Origin of the sequence: Lysinibacillus sp. K60 (assembly GCF_019731275.1) — a bacterium.
Taxonomy (GTDB): Bacteria; Bacillota; Bacilli; order Bacillales_A; family Planococcaceae; genus Lysinibacillus; species Lysinibacillus capsici.
In genome coordinates, this window is sequence record NZ_JAASJR010000013.1 from 47,216 (window position 1) to 70,132 (window position 22,917).

Here is a 22,917-nt window from a genome sequence, read left to right on the forward strand (position 1 = left end):
CCCCAATACAGTTATGTATACATCCAGTGGGGCTTATCTTTCCCAGCTGGATGAAATTGTGTTACTCATATTCTTTATCGAACATAATGGAACTTCTTACAGTGTCAATCGGACGAACAAGACTTTCAATCTGTTCACGTTTTGGTTCTAAAAACGGTGGTAATGACAGTTTTTCTCCTAATGTTTCATATGGCTCATCGCCCATAAATCCTGGACCATCTGTAGCCAATTCAAATAAAATCTGCGGAGCTACTCGTGCATACAATGATTCAAAGAAATGACGATTTACATATCCAGAAGTGTGAAAACCAAAACTTTCCAAACGTGCAGTCCATTCATCTAATACCGCACGATCCTCTACACGAAAGGCAGCATGGTGAACAGTACCAAAACCTTGACGAGCTACAGGTAACACTGTGTTGTGCTCGACAATAATCTGGGCGCCATTTCCTCCCTCACCTACTTCAAATAAATGGAAGTCCCCTTCTTCTGCAATCTCTGTAAAGAGCAATACATTTTCTAACACATCCTTAAAGTATTTAAAATTAGCGACACGGACAAAAACTGGTCCTAAACCTGTAATGGCATACTCAAGTGGGATGGGGCCATTTTGCCAAGGCGTACCTGCTGCCACACCTGTATTGTGCTCATCGGAAATTAACTGATAGTGCTGATCATCAAAATCTACGAAAGATAGTGTTCTCTTACCAAACTGTTCTTTCATACCTGTATGCTTCACATTTAAACGGTCAAAGCGCTTTATCCAATAATCTAAAGCAGCATCCGTTGGTACACGGAAAGAAGTCTTTGAAATTTCATTTGTACCATGTACACCTTTTGGGATATTAGGGAAATCGAAGAACGTCATATCTGTACCTGCACTACCCTTATCATCTGCAAAGAATAAATGGTATGTTTGAATATCATCCTGATTCACTGTTTTCTTTATTAAGCGCATTCCTAAAACATAGGTAAAGAATTTATAATTTTCTTCAGCACTACTTGTGATAGCCGTTACATGGTGTACACCTTTTAAATGATTCATAGTATGCTCCTCCTATATATCTCGATATCGAGATATATATATAAAATTTTTTATTGGTTATTGGCGTTCTTGCCAACTTTTTTAAGTGATAAAATCATGTTGTCCAGCTCCTGAGCTTCCAATACTTCAAATATCTCATTTATTTTCTGTTCATGCTTAGGGAATATTTCCTCCATCAAAACCTGCCCCTCAAGCGTTAGTAATACATACGTAACACGGCGATCTCTTAGACATGCCTTACGGTAGACATAGCCCTTTTGCTCAAGCTTATCTATCACATAGGTAATACTACTGCTTGCAATTAATATTTTTTTACCAATCATTTGAACTGGTTGTTCTCCATGATGATATAAAAATTCAAGAACCGAAAATTCAGTTTGATTTAAATCGAATTGAAGTAAATCTCTTTTAGTTGCATCTTGAATCGTTTGATATGCTCGGAACAAGACCGTAAATGCTTTTAAGTTACGATTGTTTTGCTTCATACGACTCCCTCTTTTTACTTCGAATTTAATTATCTTTAATTCGAGATAATAATAACATATACATTTTTGAACAGCAAACAATTTGTTTCTTCATGTTTGCCATCTTTTCGTTGGGGTAGAAGGTAGTTGTAACTTATAAAGGAGGATTCTAAATGAAAAAAGATGTCAATCAAAAACAACAACAGCTAGAAGCATTCCGAGTAAGTGATAAAGATCAACCTCTCACAACCAATCAAGGATTAAAAATATCGGAAGATGAGCATTCACTAAAAGCAGGTGAGCGAGGACCCACTTTACTAGAGGATTTTCATTTCCGTGAAAAAATGACTCACTTTGACCATGAACGAATTCCTGAACGAGTAGTACACGCACGTGGCTCAGCCGCTCATGGAATTTTTGAAACATATGAATGCGCAAGTGATATTACAAAGGCACAATTTTTAAATGGAAAAGGAACTAAAACCCCTGTTTTTGTCCGCTTCTCTACCGTTGCTGGATCTAAAGGCTCTGCAGATACTGTTCGTGATGCACGCGGTTTTGCTACTAAGTTTTATACACAAGAGGGCAATTATGATTTAGTTGGAAATAACATACCAGTATTTTTTATTCAAGATGCTATTAAATTCCCCGATTTTGTACACGCTGTAAAGCCCGAACCAAATAACGAAATTCCACAAGCACAAAGTGCCCATGATACATTTTGGGATTTCATTGCAAATAATCAGGAGTCTGCTCATATGGTTATGTGGCATATGTCAGATAGATCGATTCCACGAAGCTATCGAATGATGGAGGGCTTTGGTGTTAATACTTATCGCTTTATCAATGCCGAAGGAAAAGCCCACTTTGTTAAATTTCATTGGAAACCTGTACTTGGGGTAAAATCATTAGTATGGGATGAAGCACAAATCATAGCTGGAAAAGACCCCGATTTTCATCGCAGAGATTTATGGGAATCGATTGAACGTGGGTATTTCCCAGAGTGGGAGCTTGGTGTGCAACTTATTCCCGTTGAAGATGAATTCAAATTTAGCTTCGATATTCTTGATGCCACGAAAATATGGCCTGAAGAAGAAATTCCAGTACGCATCCTTGGGAAAATGACCTTGAATAAAAATGTGGATAATTTTTTTGCAGAAACAGAACAAGCCGCATTCCATGTCGGTCATGTTGTACCTGGCATTGATTTTTCAAATGATCCTTTATTACAAGGTCGTTTATTCTCCTACACCGATACACAGTTAATACGACTGGGAGGTCCTAATTTCCATGAGCTTCCTATTAATAAACCAATCTGTCCATTTCATAATAACCAACGAGATGGCTATGGCCGACAAACCATTAATGTGGGACAAGTTAGCTACCATAAAAATTCCTTAGCCAATAATACACCACATCCTGTTTCTGAAGCAGATGGTGGATATAAGCATTATGAAGAAAAAGTTGAAGGGCATAAAGTACGTGCACGTAGTGAGAGCTTTAAAGACCATTTTTCTCAGGCAAGATTATTCTGGCTTAGTATGACTGATATTGAGAAAAAGCATATTATCGATGCCTTTAGCTTTGAACTTGGCAAAGTAAAAAATAAAGCGATTCGAAAACAAGTTGTAGACATGTATGCTAATGTCAGTTACTCACTTGCTTCATCTATCGCTGAACGAATTGGTATAGTTCCACCTGTAGAAGTGGAAGTACCACATATTCAACAAATTTCTCCTGCTGTTAGCCAAGTAATCAATGCAAAGGAAAGTGTCAAATCTAATAAAGTAGCTGTAATTGTTACAGAAAATAGTAGTGAAAAATTAAATGAACTTATTGCTACATTTTTAAGTGAAGATATCGTAGTTGAACTAGTAAGTAATAAACAAGGCATAGTAAGCGGCTATGAAATTCACGAAACATTTGCTACTACCTCCTCAGTTCTTTATGATGGGGTTTATGTTACAGGAGCCTTTCAAAATTCCTATGAACAAGCTAAAGCAGAACAGTTTATTGAACAAGCCTATCAGCACTGTAAAACAATAGGTTATACGGAAAATGTTTTATTTTTACAGCATATAGCCAATAAACATGGGGTTGCAAACGATCCAAAGTCTTTTGTTCATGCCCTTGCTAAACATCGACATTGGGTACGAGAATGTAAATGAATGAAAAGCCAGCTAACTGATTAAATCAGCTAGCTGGCATATTTTTATTATTTAATCCGTTTAAATTCCTTTTCATTGCCGTCTACAAATTCGACATCCACTTCAATGGATTGATAGTTATCTTCAATATTGAATACTTTGATTACTTGATCAATCACTTCGTCATTAGGTGTAGTAGAATCAAAATTCAACTGCTTAAATAACGGCTCTAATTTAGTATAAGCTTCATCGCCCTGCAGTTTTTCATTTTTTCGATCATCCTCTAATTTTGCTTCTATTCCTGTTTTTTTATCTTCATATTCTACCTCATAAGACTCCGTTGCAGAGTAATCAACATCTAATGAAAACTCTATAAAATTAAATGTCACTTGGTCAGTGGGCGTCTCACCAGTCTGTTGAGTAGCATTCTGATCTGCTGGAGCGTTTGCAGGCACATCATTTACCTCATCCTTATTACAGCCGTAAAGAATAACAGTCATTAAAGAAATCACTAAAATAAATTTCAATTTCAATTTATTCACTCCTTTCTTTACTTATTATTTCCCCATTCTTCTACAAACTAACCTAAAAAGGGCATCTCCTACAATTAAGGAGATACCCTTTTCATGGAATGCGACTTAATAATAGAAGTTACGATCCACTTTATTTTCTTGAATAGCTTTTGCTAAACGAACTGTTGACACAGCCAAATCGGCATATGACACACTCTTGCTAGCATTAAAGTTATTTTGCTGTGTATCAATCAGACCCATCCCATTTGCTATTGCTATATAGCCTGTATACGCTGGATCAATAGATGCTGAATCCGCAAAGTTTAATTTGTAAATATCCTTATACTTTGCAACATTCTCCAATTGCATTGCTTTAACAGCCCATACCGCTAGCTCTTGACGATTTAATGCTTCATCCAAAGCGAATTGGTTTGCTGGTTGTAAAATTCCCATTCTTACAGCTTGTTCAACCACTCCATATAATGGATGGTTTTTATCGATATTGCTGAAGGTTTGCTTTTCACCATCGCCACTACCAAAATGGCCATATGTTAAAGATTTTAGTAGAATCTTTAATGCTTCTCCCTTTGTCACAGCAGCATCAGCATTAAAGTTTGCTATATCTTTTACCTCTAATACATTTTGATGTAAAAGATAGTTTAATTCATTGGCTGCTGTTGGGTGTGAAATAGATGGTTTTTCTTTTGAGTCATCTACCTCATACAACCATTCACCAGTAATTGCATCAATCTGATTAACTAAGCTACCGTTGTAAGTTGGAGCATAGACTAGATCATAATGTTGTTTACCTTCAGTATCTTGTTTTATATATTGTAGTTGTAATGTAAGGGCCTTACTATATGCTTCTTTTGCTTTATCAGCAGAGATTACCTGACTAAGAGAAGGCCAGTTATTAATCTTTTGCTTATTAACATTCAATGAACGTAATGACCCATCAGAGCCAATACCTACGTTTATTTCATCTCCAACAACTGCAATCCCGTTTACGATGCGTGGGAAGGAGAAGTAATAATCTTTACTATAATCATCATATACAGGATCATCAATTGGCATCGAATACTCATGTAAATAGGATGGAGCCCATTGCTTTAAGTATTCAATCGCCTTTGCTAATGCCGCATCCTTAGAGAGGGTAGTTGTTTTGTCAGTGTTGATAAAATCTCTCATAATATCGTGATACTGCACGATATCGCCTGTTGCCTTATTAATTTCGAAAGAGGTACCAGACCCGCCATTATTGTACATATACATGTAATTTACTGTATAAACCGTTTCACCATTGTCATTTTCTCTTTCGTCAACCATATCAATCGTGAGCTTTGCCTTGTCTTCATCAACTTTTAATAAATTTTTAGCGAATTCCTCAACCTCTGCTACTGTCATACCGCTTTTTCTTGGTGGTAATTGCTGTGAGGATATTTTCTCAACGCTTTTCGTCTTTGGAACTTGTGTAGAGAAGCCATTCGTTGTTTGCCATTGACCTGTTAAAGCATGTACACCATTAAATCCTGTTGCTGGCATATAGACAAGCTTCACATTACGTTGATCGCTAAAATAGTCAACGTAATAACGAAGTTCAACTGCTAAGTTATCCCGTACTTGTGCTACAATTTCTTCCTCATTTTTTTTCTGGCTTGAGCTATCAAAGGTTGCTTTACTTAAAGATTCTGTATTACGATACATTCCTGTTATTTGACCATTAGCAAGAACATCAATAGTGATACTTTGATCGCCAATAAGCACTCCATTATATGTTGGTGAATAAACAAATGAGTAGGTAATTGGTTGTGATAATGGACGATTAATGTCATTGTAATAACCGAAGCCATCTTCACGGAGTTTATAGTTCTCTATTTTCGCAAATTTTCTTAGGAAGTCATCTGCAATTTTTTTTGCTTCAGTCTCTGAATATTTTGCGGGATATACTGCTTCAGCGATATTAGCTGGCTGATAATAGAAATTTTCTAACTCCAAATCTTCACCTTTAAATGTAAAACCACCATATACATCTTTACCATTTACAGTTTTATGGAAGTTTAAATCATAACGGACCGTTGTATCATCTCTAAAGAAATGACCGCCTCCAGAATTAAACTCATTGTCAGCTACAAATTTGAACTCTTCAGGGAATAGTGCACGTAATTTGTTAATTAGCATACCTTTTGTCACTTTTGTCTCTGAGGCAGCCAACTGTATTGCAATACGCTCTGAAGGTTCTTTCACATTTGCAGAAGCTTGTGAAACGGGTGCTAGAATACCAACAGAAAATGCAGTAGTTGTTAAAATAATACCTAACTTTTTAAATTTACCCAAAATATCCCTCCTAAAATACTATTTACCATTATTATAATATATTTATCCATAATTAGATATGGAATTTACAGATAATTTCCTCTTTGAAGAAAATACATTGGGTAATCTGTCCCTTATACTTCCTTATCTTATTTCTTTACTACATCAAAATTAGCACCAATTAATACCCAATTCTGAGGGAATGGTAGTCCTAATTTCCAATAACCAATACCACGAAGGTTATATTGTTTAATGAGATTGAATTTAGCTTGAATAGATCTAGCATCTTCAAACCATACCATATGCGCTCTACCTTGCTCATCATAGTATTCAAAAAACGGTGCTTGGGCTCTCCAATCATACTGAATTGCTGCATTATAACGTTTAGCAATTTCAATGGCTCGCTGTGGACTAAGTGCTTCTGCAAAGGGTCCCCCCTGGACAAAAGGTAACGTCCAATCGTAGCCATATAAATTTTGCCCCAACATAATTTTGCCTGCAGGTATTTCACTAATCGCATATTTTACAACTGCCTCTACCTCTGGGAGAGGTGAAACGGCCATTGGTGGGCCAGCTGAATATCCCCATTCATAGGTCATGAGTAAAACAAAGTCCACGATTTCCCCATGTGCCTTATAATCATGTGCAGCTGTCCATGGTCCTTGCTCACTATCACTTGTTTTTGGCGCTAATGCCGTAGACACTGTATATCCTTGAGCATGGAATTTTTCAACAGCTCTTCTTAAAAAATTGTTATAGGCTTGTCGTTGATCTGCTGGCAAATTTTCGAAGTCAAAGTGGATATCCTTAACATCCCCTAGTTGCTTTGCTTCTGCAAGAATATTATCAAATAGTAAATCTTGAACAGCTATGCTTTGAAAAATATCTCTCGCTAATTCACCACTAAAACTAAAATTCTCCAAATTAGAAATAACCATTGCCATTGATGCTCCCGTATCATTGGCAATTTGTGTTACACCTTGGCTTGGTGGCCTCTGTAAAGTACCATCACGCCTAGCTTCATAGCTAAATAAAGCTAAATATGTTAAATTAGGACCCGCTTCCCTCGCTTGATTCAAGAGTGCCTCACTAACTGATGTTCCTCTCGGCTCTAAATAGGCTAAGGTTTCTGCCCTTGTTTTTGGTGGTTGTGGGATGTATAATCTCGTTCCAACTGCTAATGGTTGATTGGGATTAATGCCATTTACTTGTGCAAGTGATACATAATTAATACCGAAACGTTGGCCAATTGACCATAAGCTATCACCTGGCTGTACATAATAAAAGCTTCCGACAATCGGGATTACAAGAGCTTGCCCCACAACTAAACGATTTGGCTCTGGAATTTGATTGGCATCTATAATGCTCTGAACCGTAGCCCCATACGCCTGTGCAATTCCCCATAAAGACTCACCAGCCCGTACAACGTGTATTTGAATGATTTTGCCTCCTTTTAGCTTGATAAAATCATACCTATAAAGCTTATGAAATCAGAGATGAAAAGATGTCTTTCAACAACTACACAAAAATAGACCACTATTTATAGCGGATGAATATTGGACTGTATTATGTCAGCTATTTAATACAAAGAAAATCATAGAAATCCAATCTAATCCAAAGCGAGTCTCTTTCATGAAAGAATTTACTTTTACGTATGTATGTCTATAAAGTTACCTGAGTAATATATTCTGCTTTTTACTCCGTTATTAGTATAAATAAGCGCAAAATGATACTTATCTAGATAATATTAATCGTACAAATGTTCTATTTTTCATATAATCTGAGGCAAAGTGTCACCCACTTTCTACCCTACCAATCAAGTGTAGCAGGCTACTTTTTGTTACGCTTTTCCCAAATTTTTTTACGCAACTAGCGTCATATGCCTTATTCTTTTCCCTGTTCTCACTCTTGTATAATGAAATTATTGTAAGGAGGTGTTAGATTGCGTTTATTTTACCAGCAAAAAGTAATCGGTAAGAAGTCTCGTAAACTTGAAAAAATTCCATTTTCAATTGAAGAGCCCGTCATAACGTTACAAGACTTACTTGTTCAGCTTGTTACACAGCAGGTTCAACAATTTAATGAGAAAATGGTAGATACACCACTTCATCTTTATTTAACGGATCAGCAACTAGAAGACGCAGCTCAATATGGCAAAGTACATTTTGGAGAAAAGAAAAAGGATACTGTACAGTCAGTTAATCAAGCTATTTCCACAATGCTTCAAGCCTTTCAGGACGAGCTGTTTTTAGTCCTTCATAATGAAGAATCTTTAAATTCTCTTTCTACACCATTAAACATACAGGAGGACGATGTCTTTACATTTATTAAACTTACTATGCTTGCAGGACGAATTTGGTAAGGAGGGATTTATATGACACTTTCACATGAACAAAAAACACATTTTCAAAGTATAGTTGATTCTGCACCTATAGTCATACAGCCTTTAGCAGCTGCATTGTTAAAATACATGGACAATAGAGATTATGACATTGAAACGCTTATAGACGTTCAGCAATATTCATCACTTGAAGAGTTATTTAGTGGACCATTATTTGAAGTGCTTACCCTGTTTTCTTCACAAGAACGGGCACTTAAGATCAAGAAACTAGCATTACGCTTTGATGCTACAATGTTCCAAAGAGGTGTTTTACGTCGATCTTTTCGTTCATCTCAACCAGTGCAAGACCATCTGTTTCAATGTTTACAGTTAATAGAAGAGATGCTGACATTTGCGGAAATTAGTTTGCAGGAGTTGTTAACAAATCATCGTCAATATGAGCATGGAACCTACCCAAACTATAGCTCTTATGTCTTAAAAAATGAAAATATAAAAGTAATGGGTTTTAACGTCTTTGAGCAGTTGCTCGCTGAAGAACTATCATTAGAGAACCCGTCAATTGAAGAAGCAGTAGAGGGTATTTTATTTGATGAACATCAAAGTAGCTTTTTCGGTCATCCATTCATTCGAGGTATTTTTAAATCAAATAATCATCGGATGCATGATGCACTTGGCAAACTCTTATTAGCAGCTGCACGACAAGAAGGTTTACGACAGGCAATAGTAGAAAATATTGACCATGGCAATCTTGATGCACAACTCTACATGATGAAGCTTATTCAGGAACAACGCCTAACACGCTTCTCCTCTGTAATTCGAGCAGTCGATACTTGGATGGGACTTGGCTATAATAGCTTCGAAAATCAAAAAATAACCGAGGAAGTTCTTGCATTAGCCATCCAAGCAATCGAAGAAGACAGCTTTATTGAGCAACTGTTAACGAGTGAACGTACAATTGATATCTATGTTGCATTATGGGCAACTGCTACAAAGGACTATACGAAATTAAATGACCTTGTAACAATTCTCTTAAAACGTGACAAACATATCCAACTTACAACGCTTGCCTTTTTGAAAAACTTATCGAAAATTTCCTTCACAGCGCCATTTGTAAAGGATTTAATCTTATCAACAAAAGATATCGAGTTGTTTGCCTTTGCATGGGGCAATTTTCTTTATGCTAATCACCATATTAATAGTGAGTATGCAAGAGACAATGAATGGGCGCAAATCCTTCAAACCTTCATGCAAGAAAACACACAGTTACAAGGGATTGAATACCTTTTATTTGAACAGCTTGAGTGGGCAAAAAATGAAATTACGAAAGATGGACTTAACATTACAGGTAAACCGCTATCCTTCGTCCATGTCCATTTGTCATTAGAAGATTTAATTTCAACACAAATTATTTTAGCCCATCATGTACAAGATGAGGCATTATTCCAACGAATTATTGAGCATGCAGAATCTTACTCACCATCTAGCAGAATCGGCCTACTGAATATTTATTGTCTAGAACCTGTCACCACACAAGGTCAACGCGAATTTTTATTTAATTCTTTACGAGATCGTAGTTCCATCAATCGTTCTCTCGCGTTAAAAAAAATACGTGCTTTAACACCAACAGAAGAGGAAATAGCAAAGATTGAAGATCTTTTAGCAAATAAATCAGGTGCACTTCGAAAAGAGGCTATTTCACTCTTAAAAGTTCAGCCACAGAATAATCTGTTACAAAGTGCTGAAAGGCTGTTAAAAGATAGTAAGCAGTTAAAGAGACTTGGAGGGCTTGAATTACTATTAGAAGCCTCTAAGCAACACAACTTAGCAAGCGAGCAAATTACATCTTTATGCTCCTTATTACCAAAAGTAACTAAAAACGAGCAAGTTTTGTTAGAGCAATTAATTACAAGGGATGTCCCTGAGTATAACGAGAGTAATGGCTTTGGCTTGTATACGCCACATCCCCCTATTCAATATGGCTGTATTTCTGATGGAGCCATTCAAATGAATGGTGTAGAGCCTTGGCAACAGCTTGCTCCACTTTATGTACAGACACCTACACCTTTTGAAAAATTCTTTCAATACGATATTGATAAGTTATTATCTAAGCTTGAACAGCTTATTCGGGTTTTAGATAAACATGCTGAACTAGAGTATGAAACATATCATTGGAATGACACACCCATTACCACTACATTAGGGCAAGAATATAGTGTAATGGCAACTAAATCAGATAATCAACGACATGCTAGTCTTGATGCTTATCCTATCCCTGAAGAAATTATTCAATGGATGAAGTCAACATTATTTAGTAATGAGGACTTAGCCTATTTTAATTTTTATCATAGTCTATCAGAATACCCTTCTGCTCATGATCTTTCCGAAGCAGCTCATACACTAATTAAACCGTTCTTCCAATACAAAGAATTAAAAGAACGTGTTACTCAATTGAATTCCTTGAAATATGACGATACAATTCAACAGATATTCACAGTATTAACCCAAGATATCGACAAAATCTCAGGTGACAAAATACTACATCAGGAAGCTCTTTCGTTACTACAAAAGCATGCACCCGAATTTAATCGCTTTGAACAGGCAATAGGCATTATGCTACAGCTACTCGAACAAATTCCTGTGGATCAGTGGCAACTTGACGTTCGAGAGAAGAGCTATTATTACTATCGTTCCACTTCTACTATTATCGATTTAGATGTCGTTGAGTCATTTGTTGATCGATGCTGGTCTGATTACTCAACCTATGGTGAATATGTCAAAATGCTAGCTATCAATGAAGAGCTAACAAAGCGTATGAAAAATGCTAGCTATAGCCCAAACGTCTACAATTTGTCTTTATTCCAATATTTAGACGCCATGAAAGTTGGTTTATTTACGCAAGATCACTTATTTGAAGCCATATTTACCAACACGCTCGCTTCAGAAATATTTAATGAGCCAACTAAGTTACTAGAACGCTATCAACAGTCGTTTGAAGATTTAACAGATTTCTTTACTATTCGTGAACAAGCGATTGATCGTATTTTAGCCATAGAACTAAAACGTGGTGATACGCCTACTGCTGTAACAAAGCTTGCTAGTAGCATTTCTTATTTTGAGGGTATTGATTATTTCTTACAGATTCTACAGGCACTTGACGGAGAAAAGCTTGCGCGAGGCTATATTTGGCAGGCAGAAACGAAAAAGGATGTATTCTCCCGATTGCTAACCAACTGTTACCCCAAAAAAGAAGAAACAGCGCAGCAATTAAAAGAAGCATGGCAGAAAACAGACATTTCTAAAGAGCGTTTAATTGAAGCAATGATGTATAACCAGCATTGGATAGACCTTGTCAGTGAAGTAATTGGTTGGGATGGACTAAAAGAATCAGCTTGGTATTTTATTGCTCACACAACAGATTCCTTGTCCGACTATGCCAAGGATCAAATTGCCCTTTTCTCTAGCATCACTGCTGAGGATTTCCGTGATGGGGCATTCGATTTAGCTTGGTTCCAAAGTGCTTACCAAACACTCGGTGCAAAAAATTTCAAAATTGTCTATGATGCAGCAAAATATGCTTCAGAAGGAGCTAATCATCGTAGGGCACAGCTTTATGCAGATACTGCCATTGGTAAGCTTAGTCCTAAACCATTAATGCAAGAAATCCAAGACAAGCGTAATAAAGATAAACTACGTGCATTAGGCCTTATCCCACTAAAAAAATCAGATGATAAAGATGCCTTAACACGCTACCAATTTATTCAACAGTTTTTAAAGGAAAGTAAGCAATTTGGTGCTCAACGCCGCGCAAGTGAGGCTCGAGCAGCAAGTATCGCTCTAGAAAATTTAGCGCGCAATGCAGGCGATGGAGAAGCCACTCGCTTCACATGGCGTATGGAATTATCTGCCTTTAACGATATGAAGCATTTATTTAAAGCACAACAAATCGAGCAAATTACAGCCCATCTACAAATAGAAGATGATGCCTCTGTAGCTATTATTGTTGAAAAGGATGGTAAACGTCTAAAGAACGTTCCTGCTGCCTTAAAAAAGCATGCTGATATTGTAACCTTGCAGGAAGCCCGAAAAGACTTACAAGAGCAATATAAACGAGCCCGCCCAGCGCTTGAGCAAGCAATGGAATTAGAAACAGTATTTTCGGTCGAGGAGCTTATTCATTTATTAGCCCATCCGATTCTAGCTCCGCTTTTACAAAAACTACTATTTATTAGCGATAATTACGTCGGAATGCTTACACCAGAAGGTTTACAGCTTCTATCGGCTGACATTGTGGACCTTGCTCCTACGTCCTCTATAAAGATTGCTCATCCTTACCACCTTCTAGAAAGTGGTCAATGGAGACAATGGCAATCCTATATGTTCGAGCACAAAATTAAACAGCCATTTAAGCAAGTGTTCCGTGAGTTATATCTCATCAATGCTGATGAAAAAGCACAGAAACAATCATTGCGCTATGCAGGGCATCAAGTAAATCCTTCACAAACAGTAGCCCTGTTGAAAACACGTGGCTGGCAAATCAGCTATGAAACAGGACCACGTAAAGTATATTATAAGGAAAATATTGTGGCATCCTTGTATGCACAGGCAGATTGGTTTACGCCAGCAGAAATTGAAGCACCTGCAATCGAAGGTGTTTACTTCTATGATCGACTAACAGGCAAAGATATCGTTTTAGATGATATTCCAGCTGCGATATTCTCTGAGGTTATGCGAGATATTGATCTCGTTGTCAGCGTAGCTCATGTCGGTGGTGTAGACCCTGAGGCAAGTCATTCTACTGTTGAAATGCGCAGTATTATCGTAGAAGAATTGGCTAAATTATTGAAGCTAAACAATGTGGAAGTGAAAAAGCAACATGCCCTCGTAGAAGGTAAGCTAGCAAGTTACTCCTTACATTTAGGAAGTGGTGTGGTGCATCAAATAGGCGGTTCCATGATCCCAATTATTGCTGTCCCATCTCAGCATCGTGGACGAATTTTCTTACCGATGGTGGATGATGATCCACGGACGGCTGAGATCATGTCCAAGCTCTTATTACTATGTGAAGATACAAAAATTAAAGATCCAGCTATATTAACTCATATTCGAAGCTATGAGCAAATGCACTAACGTACTCTAGATAAAAACAGGTGACTCCATTCGTCACCTGTTTTTACTGTACATCTGTTTTAATCATTTCAAATAATAGCGGTACATTCGTGCCACGATGCAATGAATGACAGCCTTCCATTAAAAATGACCAACTTTTCTTTATTTTTTCCCTATATGACAACTCTGAACTGACTGGGAGATAGGTGCTTAAATATTCCTCAATCGTGCATGTCAGATTGTCCATAAATTCATCTGCTTTTTGTATTTTTTCTGTAGGGATTTCATTGCGCTCATTCCATAAGACATGCTCTAAATTCGTAGAAAAATAAAATAATTGATAAGGTACTTTCATACGGTTAATGCTAAAGTGGTCGTTGGCAATCAAAATTCTAGCATTCTTAGCCTTCATATCATTGCGTTGTTCTATTTGTTCTTTGCGTTTATCCGACTTCACTAAAATAGCATCCTCTGTATAAAATAAGTTTTGCTCGATACGCTCATCTACCTTGACGCACTCTGGTGCGATAAAGCATCCATCTGCATCTGTAATATGAACAACCGCTGTTAAATCATTGGCTAAAAATTTATATTTTTCAAGATAGCTTTGAATCACTCGTACAACACTGTTTTTAATATTCGGTATGCGTTTGTGCGCATCCCACTTTGTTAAGATATCTTCTCGTTGTACATCAAAGCGTATTGCGGAGTTCGCAAAATGAGCATCTAAATAATCCTCTAAAATAATTTGCTCCGTCTGCCCTTCCACAATAATTAAAAGTACTTTTTTAGTCATGTTGAACACCCGCTTTACGAAAAGCCCGCTTTATTTTAAATGTTTTAGTTTCCTTATATATCTCTTCCTCTTGCCCGCCAAGCTGGATAGCACGTAAATAGACATCTCTAGCGTTATTCACTTCTTTCATACCTTTTAGCTGCATATAACGGTGATGTTCATTTGTTGTTGTAAACCATAAATTTTTAATAGCTAGCACCTCTAACACACGTAGATTATGGGAAGTAAAAATAAGTTGCCCTTTTCCATCCTCATCTATCACTGTTAACAACTCACCTAACAAATATTCAAATACACCTGAATCTAATTCATCAATAACCACGCATGCATTCGGATTATTATATACAGCAATTAATACACTAAGAATAGAAATGATCTTTAAAATTCCCTCTGACTCTGTTCGTAGCGGTAATTCCTGCTCCCCACGCTGAGACAAAAATTCGAAACGGATTCCTTGTTCGCCACTGTCCATCATTTGCTTTGTAATGATATTAATTTTAATCGTCAGACCAGGAATAATGGCTGAGAGCACTTGATTACTTTGTTCAATAACCTCACATAAAGCATAGAATCCATCCTCTGGTAATAAAGCTGGTCCATTTAAATCATAAGGAATAAGACCTCTTGTTTTCTCTAAATGAATACTGAATGGCATCATCCGTTCTTCAAATAGTGGAACAATATTTTGAGTATTAACAACATGTAAGTCTCGACTAAAATCAACAGCAATATTTTGTAGCAACTGCATTTCTAGCTCAGAAAGTCGTTCATGTAATAATGCCTTTATATCCTTATGGAATAGAAATGACATATATTGTTTTCTTGCTAACTGTTGAATAACCAGTAATTGAATTCGTGCTTGTTCACTCAAATCATCCAGTTTCGATTGACGGATTTGTACATCCCTCTCCGTCACAGCCACTAAAATCTTTGATCGCTTCCCTTTCGTGTTTTCTCGATAGGTAAGGCGCTCCAACGTAGTATATAGTCGATGCTGATCCTCCTGTAGTTCAACATAGTAATTCACAAAAAATGTACCGAATTGATTCTGAACTAGAAATTCTACATCCAAGCTAGCTGTTTGCTCTCCTGCCAATATAAGTCTTTTCTTTTGAGAGGGCAACTTCACTTCAGCAAGCCATCCTGATAGAAGTGTTTTCAATAAACTAAATGCATCTACAATGGTTGTCTTCCCAGAACCATTTTGTCCATATAGGCCAACAACATTCGCTTGTAGAAATGTCTCAAAATTTACTGCGAGTACAATTTCACCCTGTCGTACATTTCGTAAATTTTGTAAGTTTATTTTTTTTATCTTAATAATTGCCATATGCTAAACATCCTTTTAGCTTTTTCCCTTATTATAATGAAATTCGTTTTATTTTATAACAAATTCGAACTTAAGCATCCATAGCCTATAGCCTATGACAAAAATTGCAATAGGCATATGTTAGAAAAAATGAAGAAAGGTGTGTTTCATTGGTTTATCCTAGATTAGCCCCTGATGATTTTAACAGTCAATTTCGCCCAGGTATGAAAATATGGGTAACACTCCCTACTGGTACTTATTCAGGTACATTAATTCGAACATTCGGAACTGGAGGAAGAACTGCTGAAATTCAGTTAGATAATGGTCAAATAGTGACTGTGGATGTTAGTCAAATCACTGCTGCAGGTACAGGAACACCTCCTGGTAGTTCCTATCCGCCGCCATACCCACCACCATATCCGCCATATCCGCCTCAACCTTATCCACCGCGTCCATACCCACCACAGCCTTATCCGCCTCAACCTTATCCGCCACGTCCAGGGGGGCAATATCCTGGTTTCCCACCACCATTAATACCAGGACTCCCTAATATTCTACCGGGTATATTTGGAAATCCACGACCGTAGCAACAACTAGAAAAGGTTATTTCTTTATTTAAGAATAAAGAAATAACCTTTTTTCATTTTATTCCCATAACAAAAATCATCAAATTCCTTTACACAAAAGACATGACAAAATAAGTAAAAAGCCCTAACGAGGAATTGGAAATTGATATTTCGGCCAATTTTTTAATCAACCGAAAATAAGTAAGATTTGAGCATACTTCTTTTTTATACCAGGAAATATGTCGCTTTTTGTAAAAATTTAACCTAACCTAAAAATTATATAGACTAAAAAACTATATATTATCGTTTATTTATAGAAATCATGCCTTGAAATAGTAAGTTTTCTGGGTTGTGAATCAATTTTTTTGGCAGTATAGTAGTTAAATGATAGGGGATAAATAGATTATTTTGCATCTATAAATAGTTTACACGCATCTGGACTTCTACGAATAACATCACCATCTTCAATGTGTAGTACATTGACTAAATTATCCATTTATAGTCCTTAGCTTGAAATATTTGCTATATCATATTAGGAGGAAAAGCATGAAAACACGCAAGAAGCAGCAAATGTCTATTAGTAAGAAATTAACTGCAATAGTAGTGAGTATTTTATTATTATTCGGATTAGTTACTTTAGGTCTTTCTTATTATATAGTAAGAAATAGTAATTTAACAGACATGAATCAATCTCTTTCTGACAAAGGCATGATCCTAGCCAAAACCATTGATATTACTACACTAAAATCGATATTAGAGAATCCTACAAATAGTAACCCCGATGCTCTACGATTAACTAGTGAAATGGATGCAATCAATGATAATTCTGATAGCATTACCAATCTATTTTTAATTACAGTTAACGGTGAAAATATTAATGCACCTGTTCTATCATCTAGTATACTTGAACTAGGGGCAGAGTATAACCAAGATATGATTGCTATGGGTTTATCTCCGGATTTCCTAGCAAGAATTAAAGAAGTTTTTGATACAAAAAAAGCAACAGCAACAGATATTTATAGCGATGAATATGGTAGCTATAAAACAGGCCTTACACCAATCTTGGATGAGAATGGGGACATGCTGGCTGCTTATGCCATTGACTATGACGTATCAATGGTAACAGGAAAAGCGATGTCTGAAGCCCTATGGACGTTATTAGTAACAGTTATTTTCTTAATTGGTTCATCCATTGCTGTTTACACTCTTTTAAGAAAAAAATTAACACCAATTCAACAACTTTCCTTACAATCTAAAAAAGTCGCAGAAGGTAATTTAGAGCTTGAACCATTACCAGTTACTTCAACAGACGAAGTAGGAATGCTCACACAAAATTTTAATTCAATGATTGATAACTTAAAAAAAGTTATTAAGAGTACAACAAATGTTTCTGAGCGTGTTTCAAACACAGCCAATGTTTTATCTGTAAATATGCAAGAAGCTTCCGATTCATATAATAATGTAGCATCTTCTATGCAGGAGATTGCAAGTGGCGCTGATCTTCAAGTACAAAAGGCAAAAGAAAGTACAATTACCATTGAAGAAATGAATATTGGTATTCAACGTATTGCCATGACATCCAATCAAATTTCAGAATCCTCGATTTTAGCATCAGAGGAAGCTGAAAGAGGAAATGAATCGACAAATAAATCTGTTGCACAAATGAATGCTATTAGCAAAGCAGTTAATCAATCTGCAGCTTCTGTTAAATTACTTGGCGAACATTCCAATAAAATCGAAGAAATCGTAGGAATCATTACAGGGATTGCTTCACAAACCAATTTACTTGCATTGAATGCGGCTATCGAAGCTGCACGTGCTGGGGAGGCTGGTAGTGGCTTTGCAGTGGTAGCTGATGAGGTACGTAAACTTGCAGAGCAATCTGAGGCATCTGCAAGAGAAATTTCTACACTTATTTCTCATATCCAGCATGATACAAACGAATCTGTAAATATCATGGTTCACGCTGTAGAAGAAGTAGATCATGGTATTGTCATGATCAATGATTCGGAAAAATCATTTAGCCAGATTTTAACTTCCATTCACCATGTGACAGGGCAAATTCAAGAGCTTTCTGCAACAATTGAAGAAATGGCAGCTGGTATGGAAGAAGTAACATCTGCTGTAAAAGATATGGAAGATTTTTCAGTCAATTCAAAGGACAATACAAGAGCAGTAGCAGCAACTTCCGCCTCTCAATTGAATACAGTACAACGAGTTTCTGAAGAAGCTCAAGTATTATCCGAGCTATCTGATGAATTAATGAATGTTGTTAATACCTTTGTAGTGAAATAAAAAATGAAAGGGCTGCCCTTATAAAGGAGAGTTATGTCCGTTAGTTTCTCACAGATCGATTCACTACTGTGGACCTAATGACGCTAATCACTCCTTCATAGGTGTCGGCCCTTTTCTAAAATAGGAGTTGTCATAATTGAATAATAAACAAGAATTTGATGTACACCCATCACAGAATAATACGTATTCTTTTGACCAACAAACGCTACCATCCAATCGTACACAATTATTAAACGGAGAAGACTTACTCGCATATCAAACGTTAAACCGTACAATAGCTGACTATAATCAAAACACCACAATACCTGACGTATTTTATCAGGCAGCACAAAAATTTGCGGAACGAATTGCATTATCCTATGAAGGTGGAAGACTTACCTACCGTCAGCTAAATGAACAATCCAACCAAGTTGCTCATATGTTAGTTGCCAACGGTCTGCAAAAAGGAAACTATGTAGCGATAGTTATGGAACGTAGTAAAGAAACCGTCATTAGTTTGTTAGGTATCCTGAAAGCTGGTGGAGTTTATGTTCCCATTGATCCGAGCTATCCAAAAGAACGTTGTCAGTACCTATTAAACGATACAGGTGCTCCATTTATCATAACGAAAAACGAACATACAGCTCTACTGAATGATTTTATACATAATGATTCCCAAACACGCACAGTGTTTACAATCAACCAAATGGAGCAAGGGTATTCACAGGAAAATATCCAATGTGAACTTCTTCCCTCCGATTTAGCCTATATTATTTATACATCTGGTTCAACAGGTAAGCCAAAAGGCGTCATGCTTAAGCATGAAGCTGTCATTAATTTAATAACAGATAATCAACGAATCTACCATTCAACTAAAGAAGATGTTTATTCCCAGTTTATTTCTTTTAGCTTTGATCCTTCTATAACAGAAACTTTTACTGCTTTATTTTCAGGGGCAAGACTTCATATGCTTACAAGTATAGAGCGTGTGTCCATTGAGGCATTTGCTGATATGATCGACCGTGAGCAAGTAACGACCGCTACTGTTCCAAATGCTTTCTTTACACAGCTAGCTACACATTTACCAGTAAGCTATAGAAAAAAGCTTTCGACATTAAATTATTTATCTGTAGGTGGTGAAGCCCTATTGCCTGCCATTGTTCAAAAATGGCAAGACAAATTTGGACTTTCTACCGAAATTATTAACGTGTATGGACCAACTGAGTGTACAGTCTTGTCCTCCTATTTTAAGGTGAAAAGTCAGATAACAGACATGCAATCTAGTATCCCCATTGGTAGACCAATCGCCAATTATGAAATGTATGTTATTAATACGGACGATCAGCTATGTCCCGTTAATGAAATCGGAGAATTATGTATTGCTGGTGCTGGTTTAGCAGCAGGTTATTTACATCAGCCTGAAAAAACGGCTGAAGTATTTGTACCTCATCTCTTAAAGCCAGATCAAAAAATGTATCGAACAGGTGATTTAGTTCGACTATTGCCAACAGGTGTCATTGAATTTGTTGGACGTAAAGACTCTCAAATTAAAGTAAGAGGCTTCCGTATTGAACTTGGCGAAATCGAAACAGTATTGAGCAATCATACGAGCATTCAGGAAGCTGTGATCATTGCGAAGAAAATGGCTGATGGAAATAATCATTTATTTGCCTACTATACGGTGGCAAGTGGAATGCAGCTTGAGGAGAGTCTTTTAAGGGATTACTTAGCAAATCTTTTACCAGATTATATGGTGCCAGAGCAATTTATCGAATTGCAAGAAATGCCGTTATCCCCTACAGGAAAAATTGATCGAAAACACTTAGCTTCATTGGAACTAACTTTATCACGCAATACTACATATATTGCCCCAGAAAATGATACACAGCGTATGCTTGCTACTGCATGGGAATTTGTACTCGGTATTGAGCCAATTGGCATTCACGATAACTTCTTTCATATCGGAGGGCATTCGCTAAAAGTGCTCGAGATTCTTGTACAAGTGAAAAAACATATACCATTCTTAAAGATTCAGGATTTCTTCCAATATCAAACGATTGCTGAACTGGATCATTATATTCGCAATTATCAACCAGAAGCGATTGAAGATCAAAAAGAACCCGCCAAAAACATTATATTCAAGGACTTAATGGAGCCTAGTCCTCTACAAGTCTCCCAAAACGTGAAGCCCTTGCCAATGACATCGGTATTACTAACAGGAGCTACAGGTTATTTAGGTAGTCATGTATTATATGAGCTATTAGCAACAACAACTGCGCACATATATTGCCTTATTCGACCAAGTACCCAAACTACGATTGAAGACAAACTAAGAGAGAGTATGCAATTTTACTTTGGCAATACCATTGCTCAGCAGATGAAGGATCGTATTACTGTTATCCAAGGTGACTTAGGCAAGCAACGTCTTCATTTATCTGATAAAGATGAACAAATCATTATGAAAGAAATTAATGCCATCATTCATTGTGGTGCAGACGTACGTCATTTCGGTGCAGCTGATCATTTTAATAATGTCAATGTGAATGGAACTCGCTACTTGCTTGAAATAGCCAAACAGAAACCAGGTGTGCATTTCCATTATGTATCGACAATTGGCATTCCAGAGGAGCTAGCCGCCATACAATGGGGACCAAATGAAGCAAAAGGTAACTTCAATTACAATGTAAAGCTTGATAATGTTTATACTCAAAGTAAGCTAGAAGCAGAAAACCTTGTTCGAAACGCTGTACAGGATGCAATCCCTGTCTCCATTTATCGTGTAGGAAATTTAAGCTGTCATTCTGAAACAGGTAAATTCCAACGTAATATCGATGACAATGCCTTTTACCGTATGATTAAATCAATGCTTTATTTAGGTAAAACACCTACTGCACAATGGCATGTTGACTTCACACCAATCAATTATGCTAGTCAGGCACTGGTTTCTTTGGCCAGCCAGCCAGCAACCAACGGCCATGTCTTCCATTTATGTAACCCTGTATCGCTTACTTATTTAGAATTAATCGATATGCTTAAGGAAGTTGGTTATGACTTAACAATTGTTTCAACACAAGAGTATACAGATTGGCTATTAAATGGTGATCATTCAAAAGGTGTACAGGAGTATTTATCGTTAGCCATTGCGCAGCTTGAAGGTGATGGAGCAAGTGACTCCCCATTTATCTTCAATTGCAAAAAAACGATAGAATTTTTAGCTCATACCAAGATTGAATGTGCGGCACCAAATAAAGCCTTTATTCACAGAATGATTCAATATGGCATTGATACAGGCTACTTTCCAGAACCAAAACAAGTCAATATAAGATGATAAAACAAACTATACAGTTATTTGCACTTCCTCTAGGAGTACAGTTAGCACCGTCAGAACGGGATGCTTTCCTTAAAGTACTCCCTTGTGAGGTGCAAAGAAAAGTTCAGCAATACAAGCACTGGCAGGATCAGCAAAGAGCGTTGCTAGGTAGCATTCTTATTAGATGGGCACTCATTCCCTATATAGATGAAGTTCTGTTATATCTAGCTCAAAATGAATTTGGGCGCCCATATATTGCAGGACACCCTCATTGGCAGGGAGATTTTAATCTCTCTCATTCTGGGAATTGGATCGTGTTAGCAGTCACCACTATCGGACGAGTGGGCATTGATGTTGAAGAAATAAAGCCAGTGAGTGAAGATGTGATGGTATATGCGCTATCTGAGACAGAGCGTCAATTGGTCTTTCATCAGCCTTTACATGTTTTTTATGAGTTTTGGACTTTAAAAGAGGCTCTTTTTAAAACAGGCTTATTGCCAAACTTATCGCCATATTTGCTTGATACCACCAACATAAAAAAAACAAGGAAAGACCTTTTTACTCATTTATTCTATCTCGATCCGCAACATCCTGTATGCGTCTGCTGGAACAATAAAAATTCTAAGTTAATAACCACAATATTAAATAAAGAGCAGCTTCTACAGTCATAACAATAATTATCATCCGTAATAAGAAAACGCTGCCCTAACGTGTCATTTATTCGACCCGCTAGG

The 22,917-nt window shown here is 36.9% G+C and carries 14 protein-coding genes; 7 read left to right on the plus strand and 7 right to left on the minus strand.

Annotated elements, in window-relative coordinates:
• Positions 1–61: 61 nt before the first annotated feature.
• Positions 62–1,045: a ring-cleaving dioxygenase gene (locus tag HCH28_RS21395; RefSeq protein WP_221683003.1), complete on the minus strand. Its 984-nt coding sequence runs from the start codon at positions 1,043–1,045 to the stop codon at positions 62–64.
• A gap of 50 nt (positions 1,046–1,095) precedes the next feature.
• A complete protein-coding gene (locus HCH28_RS21400) occupies positions 1,096–1,530 on the minus strand; it encodes a MarR family winged helix-turn-helix transcriptional regulator (RefSeq protein WP_221683004.1) in 435 nt (144 codons plus the stop codon).
• 152 nt (positions 1,531–1,682) lie between these two features.
• Between HCH28_RS21400 and HCH28_RS21405 the strand changes: the two genes are divergently transcribed.
• On the plus strand, positions 1,683–3,677 hold the full coding sequence (locus tag HCH28_RS21405) for a catalase (protein ID WP_221683005.1): 1,995 nt from the start codon (positions 1,683–1,685) through the stop codon (positions 3,675–3,677).
• A gap of 47 nt (positions 3,678–3,724) precedes the next feature.
• Here the strand turns inward: HCH28_RS21405 and HCH28_RS21410 are convergent, their stop codons facing one another.
• The 3 genes from HCH28_RS21410 to HCH28_RS21420 form a co-directional block, all read right to left on the minus strand.
• Complete coding sequence (locus HCH28_RS21410; protein WP_221683006.1) at positions 3,725–4,189, minus strand: YusW family protein; 465 nt, start codon at positions 4,187–4,189, stop codon at positions 3,725–3,727.
• A 105-nt stretch (positions 4,190–4,294) separates the two neighbouring features.
• The gene (locus tag HCH28_RS21415; protein ID WP_221683007.1) at positions 4,295–6,502 is read right to left on the minus strand and encodes a YcdB/YcdC domain-containing protein; all 2,208 of its coding nucleotides are present in this window, start codon (positions 6,500–6,502) and stop codon (positions 4,295–4,297) included.
• A gap of 128 nt (positions 6,503–6,630) precedes the next feature.
• Positions 6,631–7,803 (minus strand): glycosyl hydrolase family 18 protein, encoded by a 1,173-nt coding sequence (locus HCH28_RS21420; RefSeq protein WP_439331364.1) that lies wholly within the window; start codon positions 7,801–7,803, stop codon positions 6,631–6,633.
• 620 nt (positions 7,804–8,423) lie between these two features.
• Here HCH28_RS21420 and HCH28_RS21425 point away from each other — a divergent pair.
• On the plus strand, positions 8,424–8,843 hold the full coding sequence (locus tag HCH28_RS21425) for a hypothetical protein (RefSeq protein ID WP_221683008.1): 420 nt from the start codon (positions 8,424–8,426) through the stop codon (positions 8,841–8,843).
• Between the two features lie 12 nt (positions 8,844–8,855).
• Positions 8,856–13,949 (plus strand): DUF4132 domain-containing protein, encoded by a 5,094-nt coding sequence (locus HCH28_RS21430; RefSeq protein ID WP_221683009.1) that lies wholly within the window; start codon positions 8,856–8,858, stop codon positions 13,947–13,949.
• A 43-nt stretch (positions 13,950–13,992) separates the two neighbouring features.
• Here HCH28_RS21430 and HCH28_RS21435 read toward each other — a convergent pair whose 3' ends face one another.
• Together HCH28_RS21435 and HCH28_RS21440 are read right to left on the minus strand one after the other, a co-directional pair.
• Entirely contained in the window at positions 13,993–14,724 is a 732-nt protein-coding gene (locus HCH28_RS21435; RefSeq protein WP_221683010.1) for a hypothetical protein, read from the minus strand.
• Positions 14,717–16,054 carry an AAA family ATPase gene (locus tag HCH28_RS21440; protein WP_221683011.1) on the minus strand — a complete coding sequence of 446 codons (1,338 nt, stop codon included), beginning with the start codon at positions 16,052–16,054 and terminating at the stop codon, positions 14,717–14,719. Before HCH28_RS21440 ends, HCH28_RS21435 begins: the two co-directional genes overlap by 8 nt.
• A 149-nt stretch (positions 16,055–16,203) precedes the next feature.
• On the opposite strand from HCH28_RS21440, the gene HCH28_RS21445 reads away from it, so the two are divergent.
• From HCH28_RS21445 to HCH28_RS21460, 4 genes are all read left to right on the plus strand, one after another.
• Entirely contained in the window at positions 16,204–16,620 is a 417-nt protein-coding gene (locus HCH28_RS21445; RefSeq protein WP_221683012.1) for a hypothetical protein, read from the plus strand.
• Between the two features lie 525 nt (positions 16,621–17,145).
• Positions 17,146–18,894 carry a methyl-accepting chemotaxis protein gene (locus HCH28_RS21450; RefSeq protein ID WP_004224372.1) on the plus strand — a complete coding sequence of 583 codons (1,749 nt, stop codon included), beginning with the start codon at positions 17,146–17,148 and terminating at the stop codon, positions 18,892–18,894.
• Positions 18,895–19,030: 136 nt separating this feature from the next.
• Entirely contained in the window at positions 19,031–22,201 is a 3,171-nt protein-coding gene (locus HCH28_RS21455; protein ID WP_221683013.1) for a non-ribosomal peptide synthetase family protein, read from the plus strand.
• The gene (locus HCH28_RS21460; protein WP_221683014.1) at positions 22,198–22,854 is read left to right on the plus strand and encodes a 4'-phosphopantetheinyl transferase family protein; all 657 of its coding nucleotides are present in this window, start codon (positions 22,198–22,200) and stop codon (positions 22,852–22,854) included. Before HCH28_RS21455 ends, HCH28_RS21460 begins: the two co-directional genes overlap by 4 nt.
• Positions 22,855–22,917 lie beyond the last annotated feature (63 nt).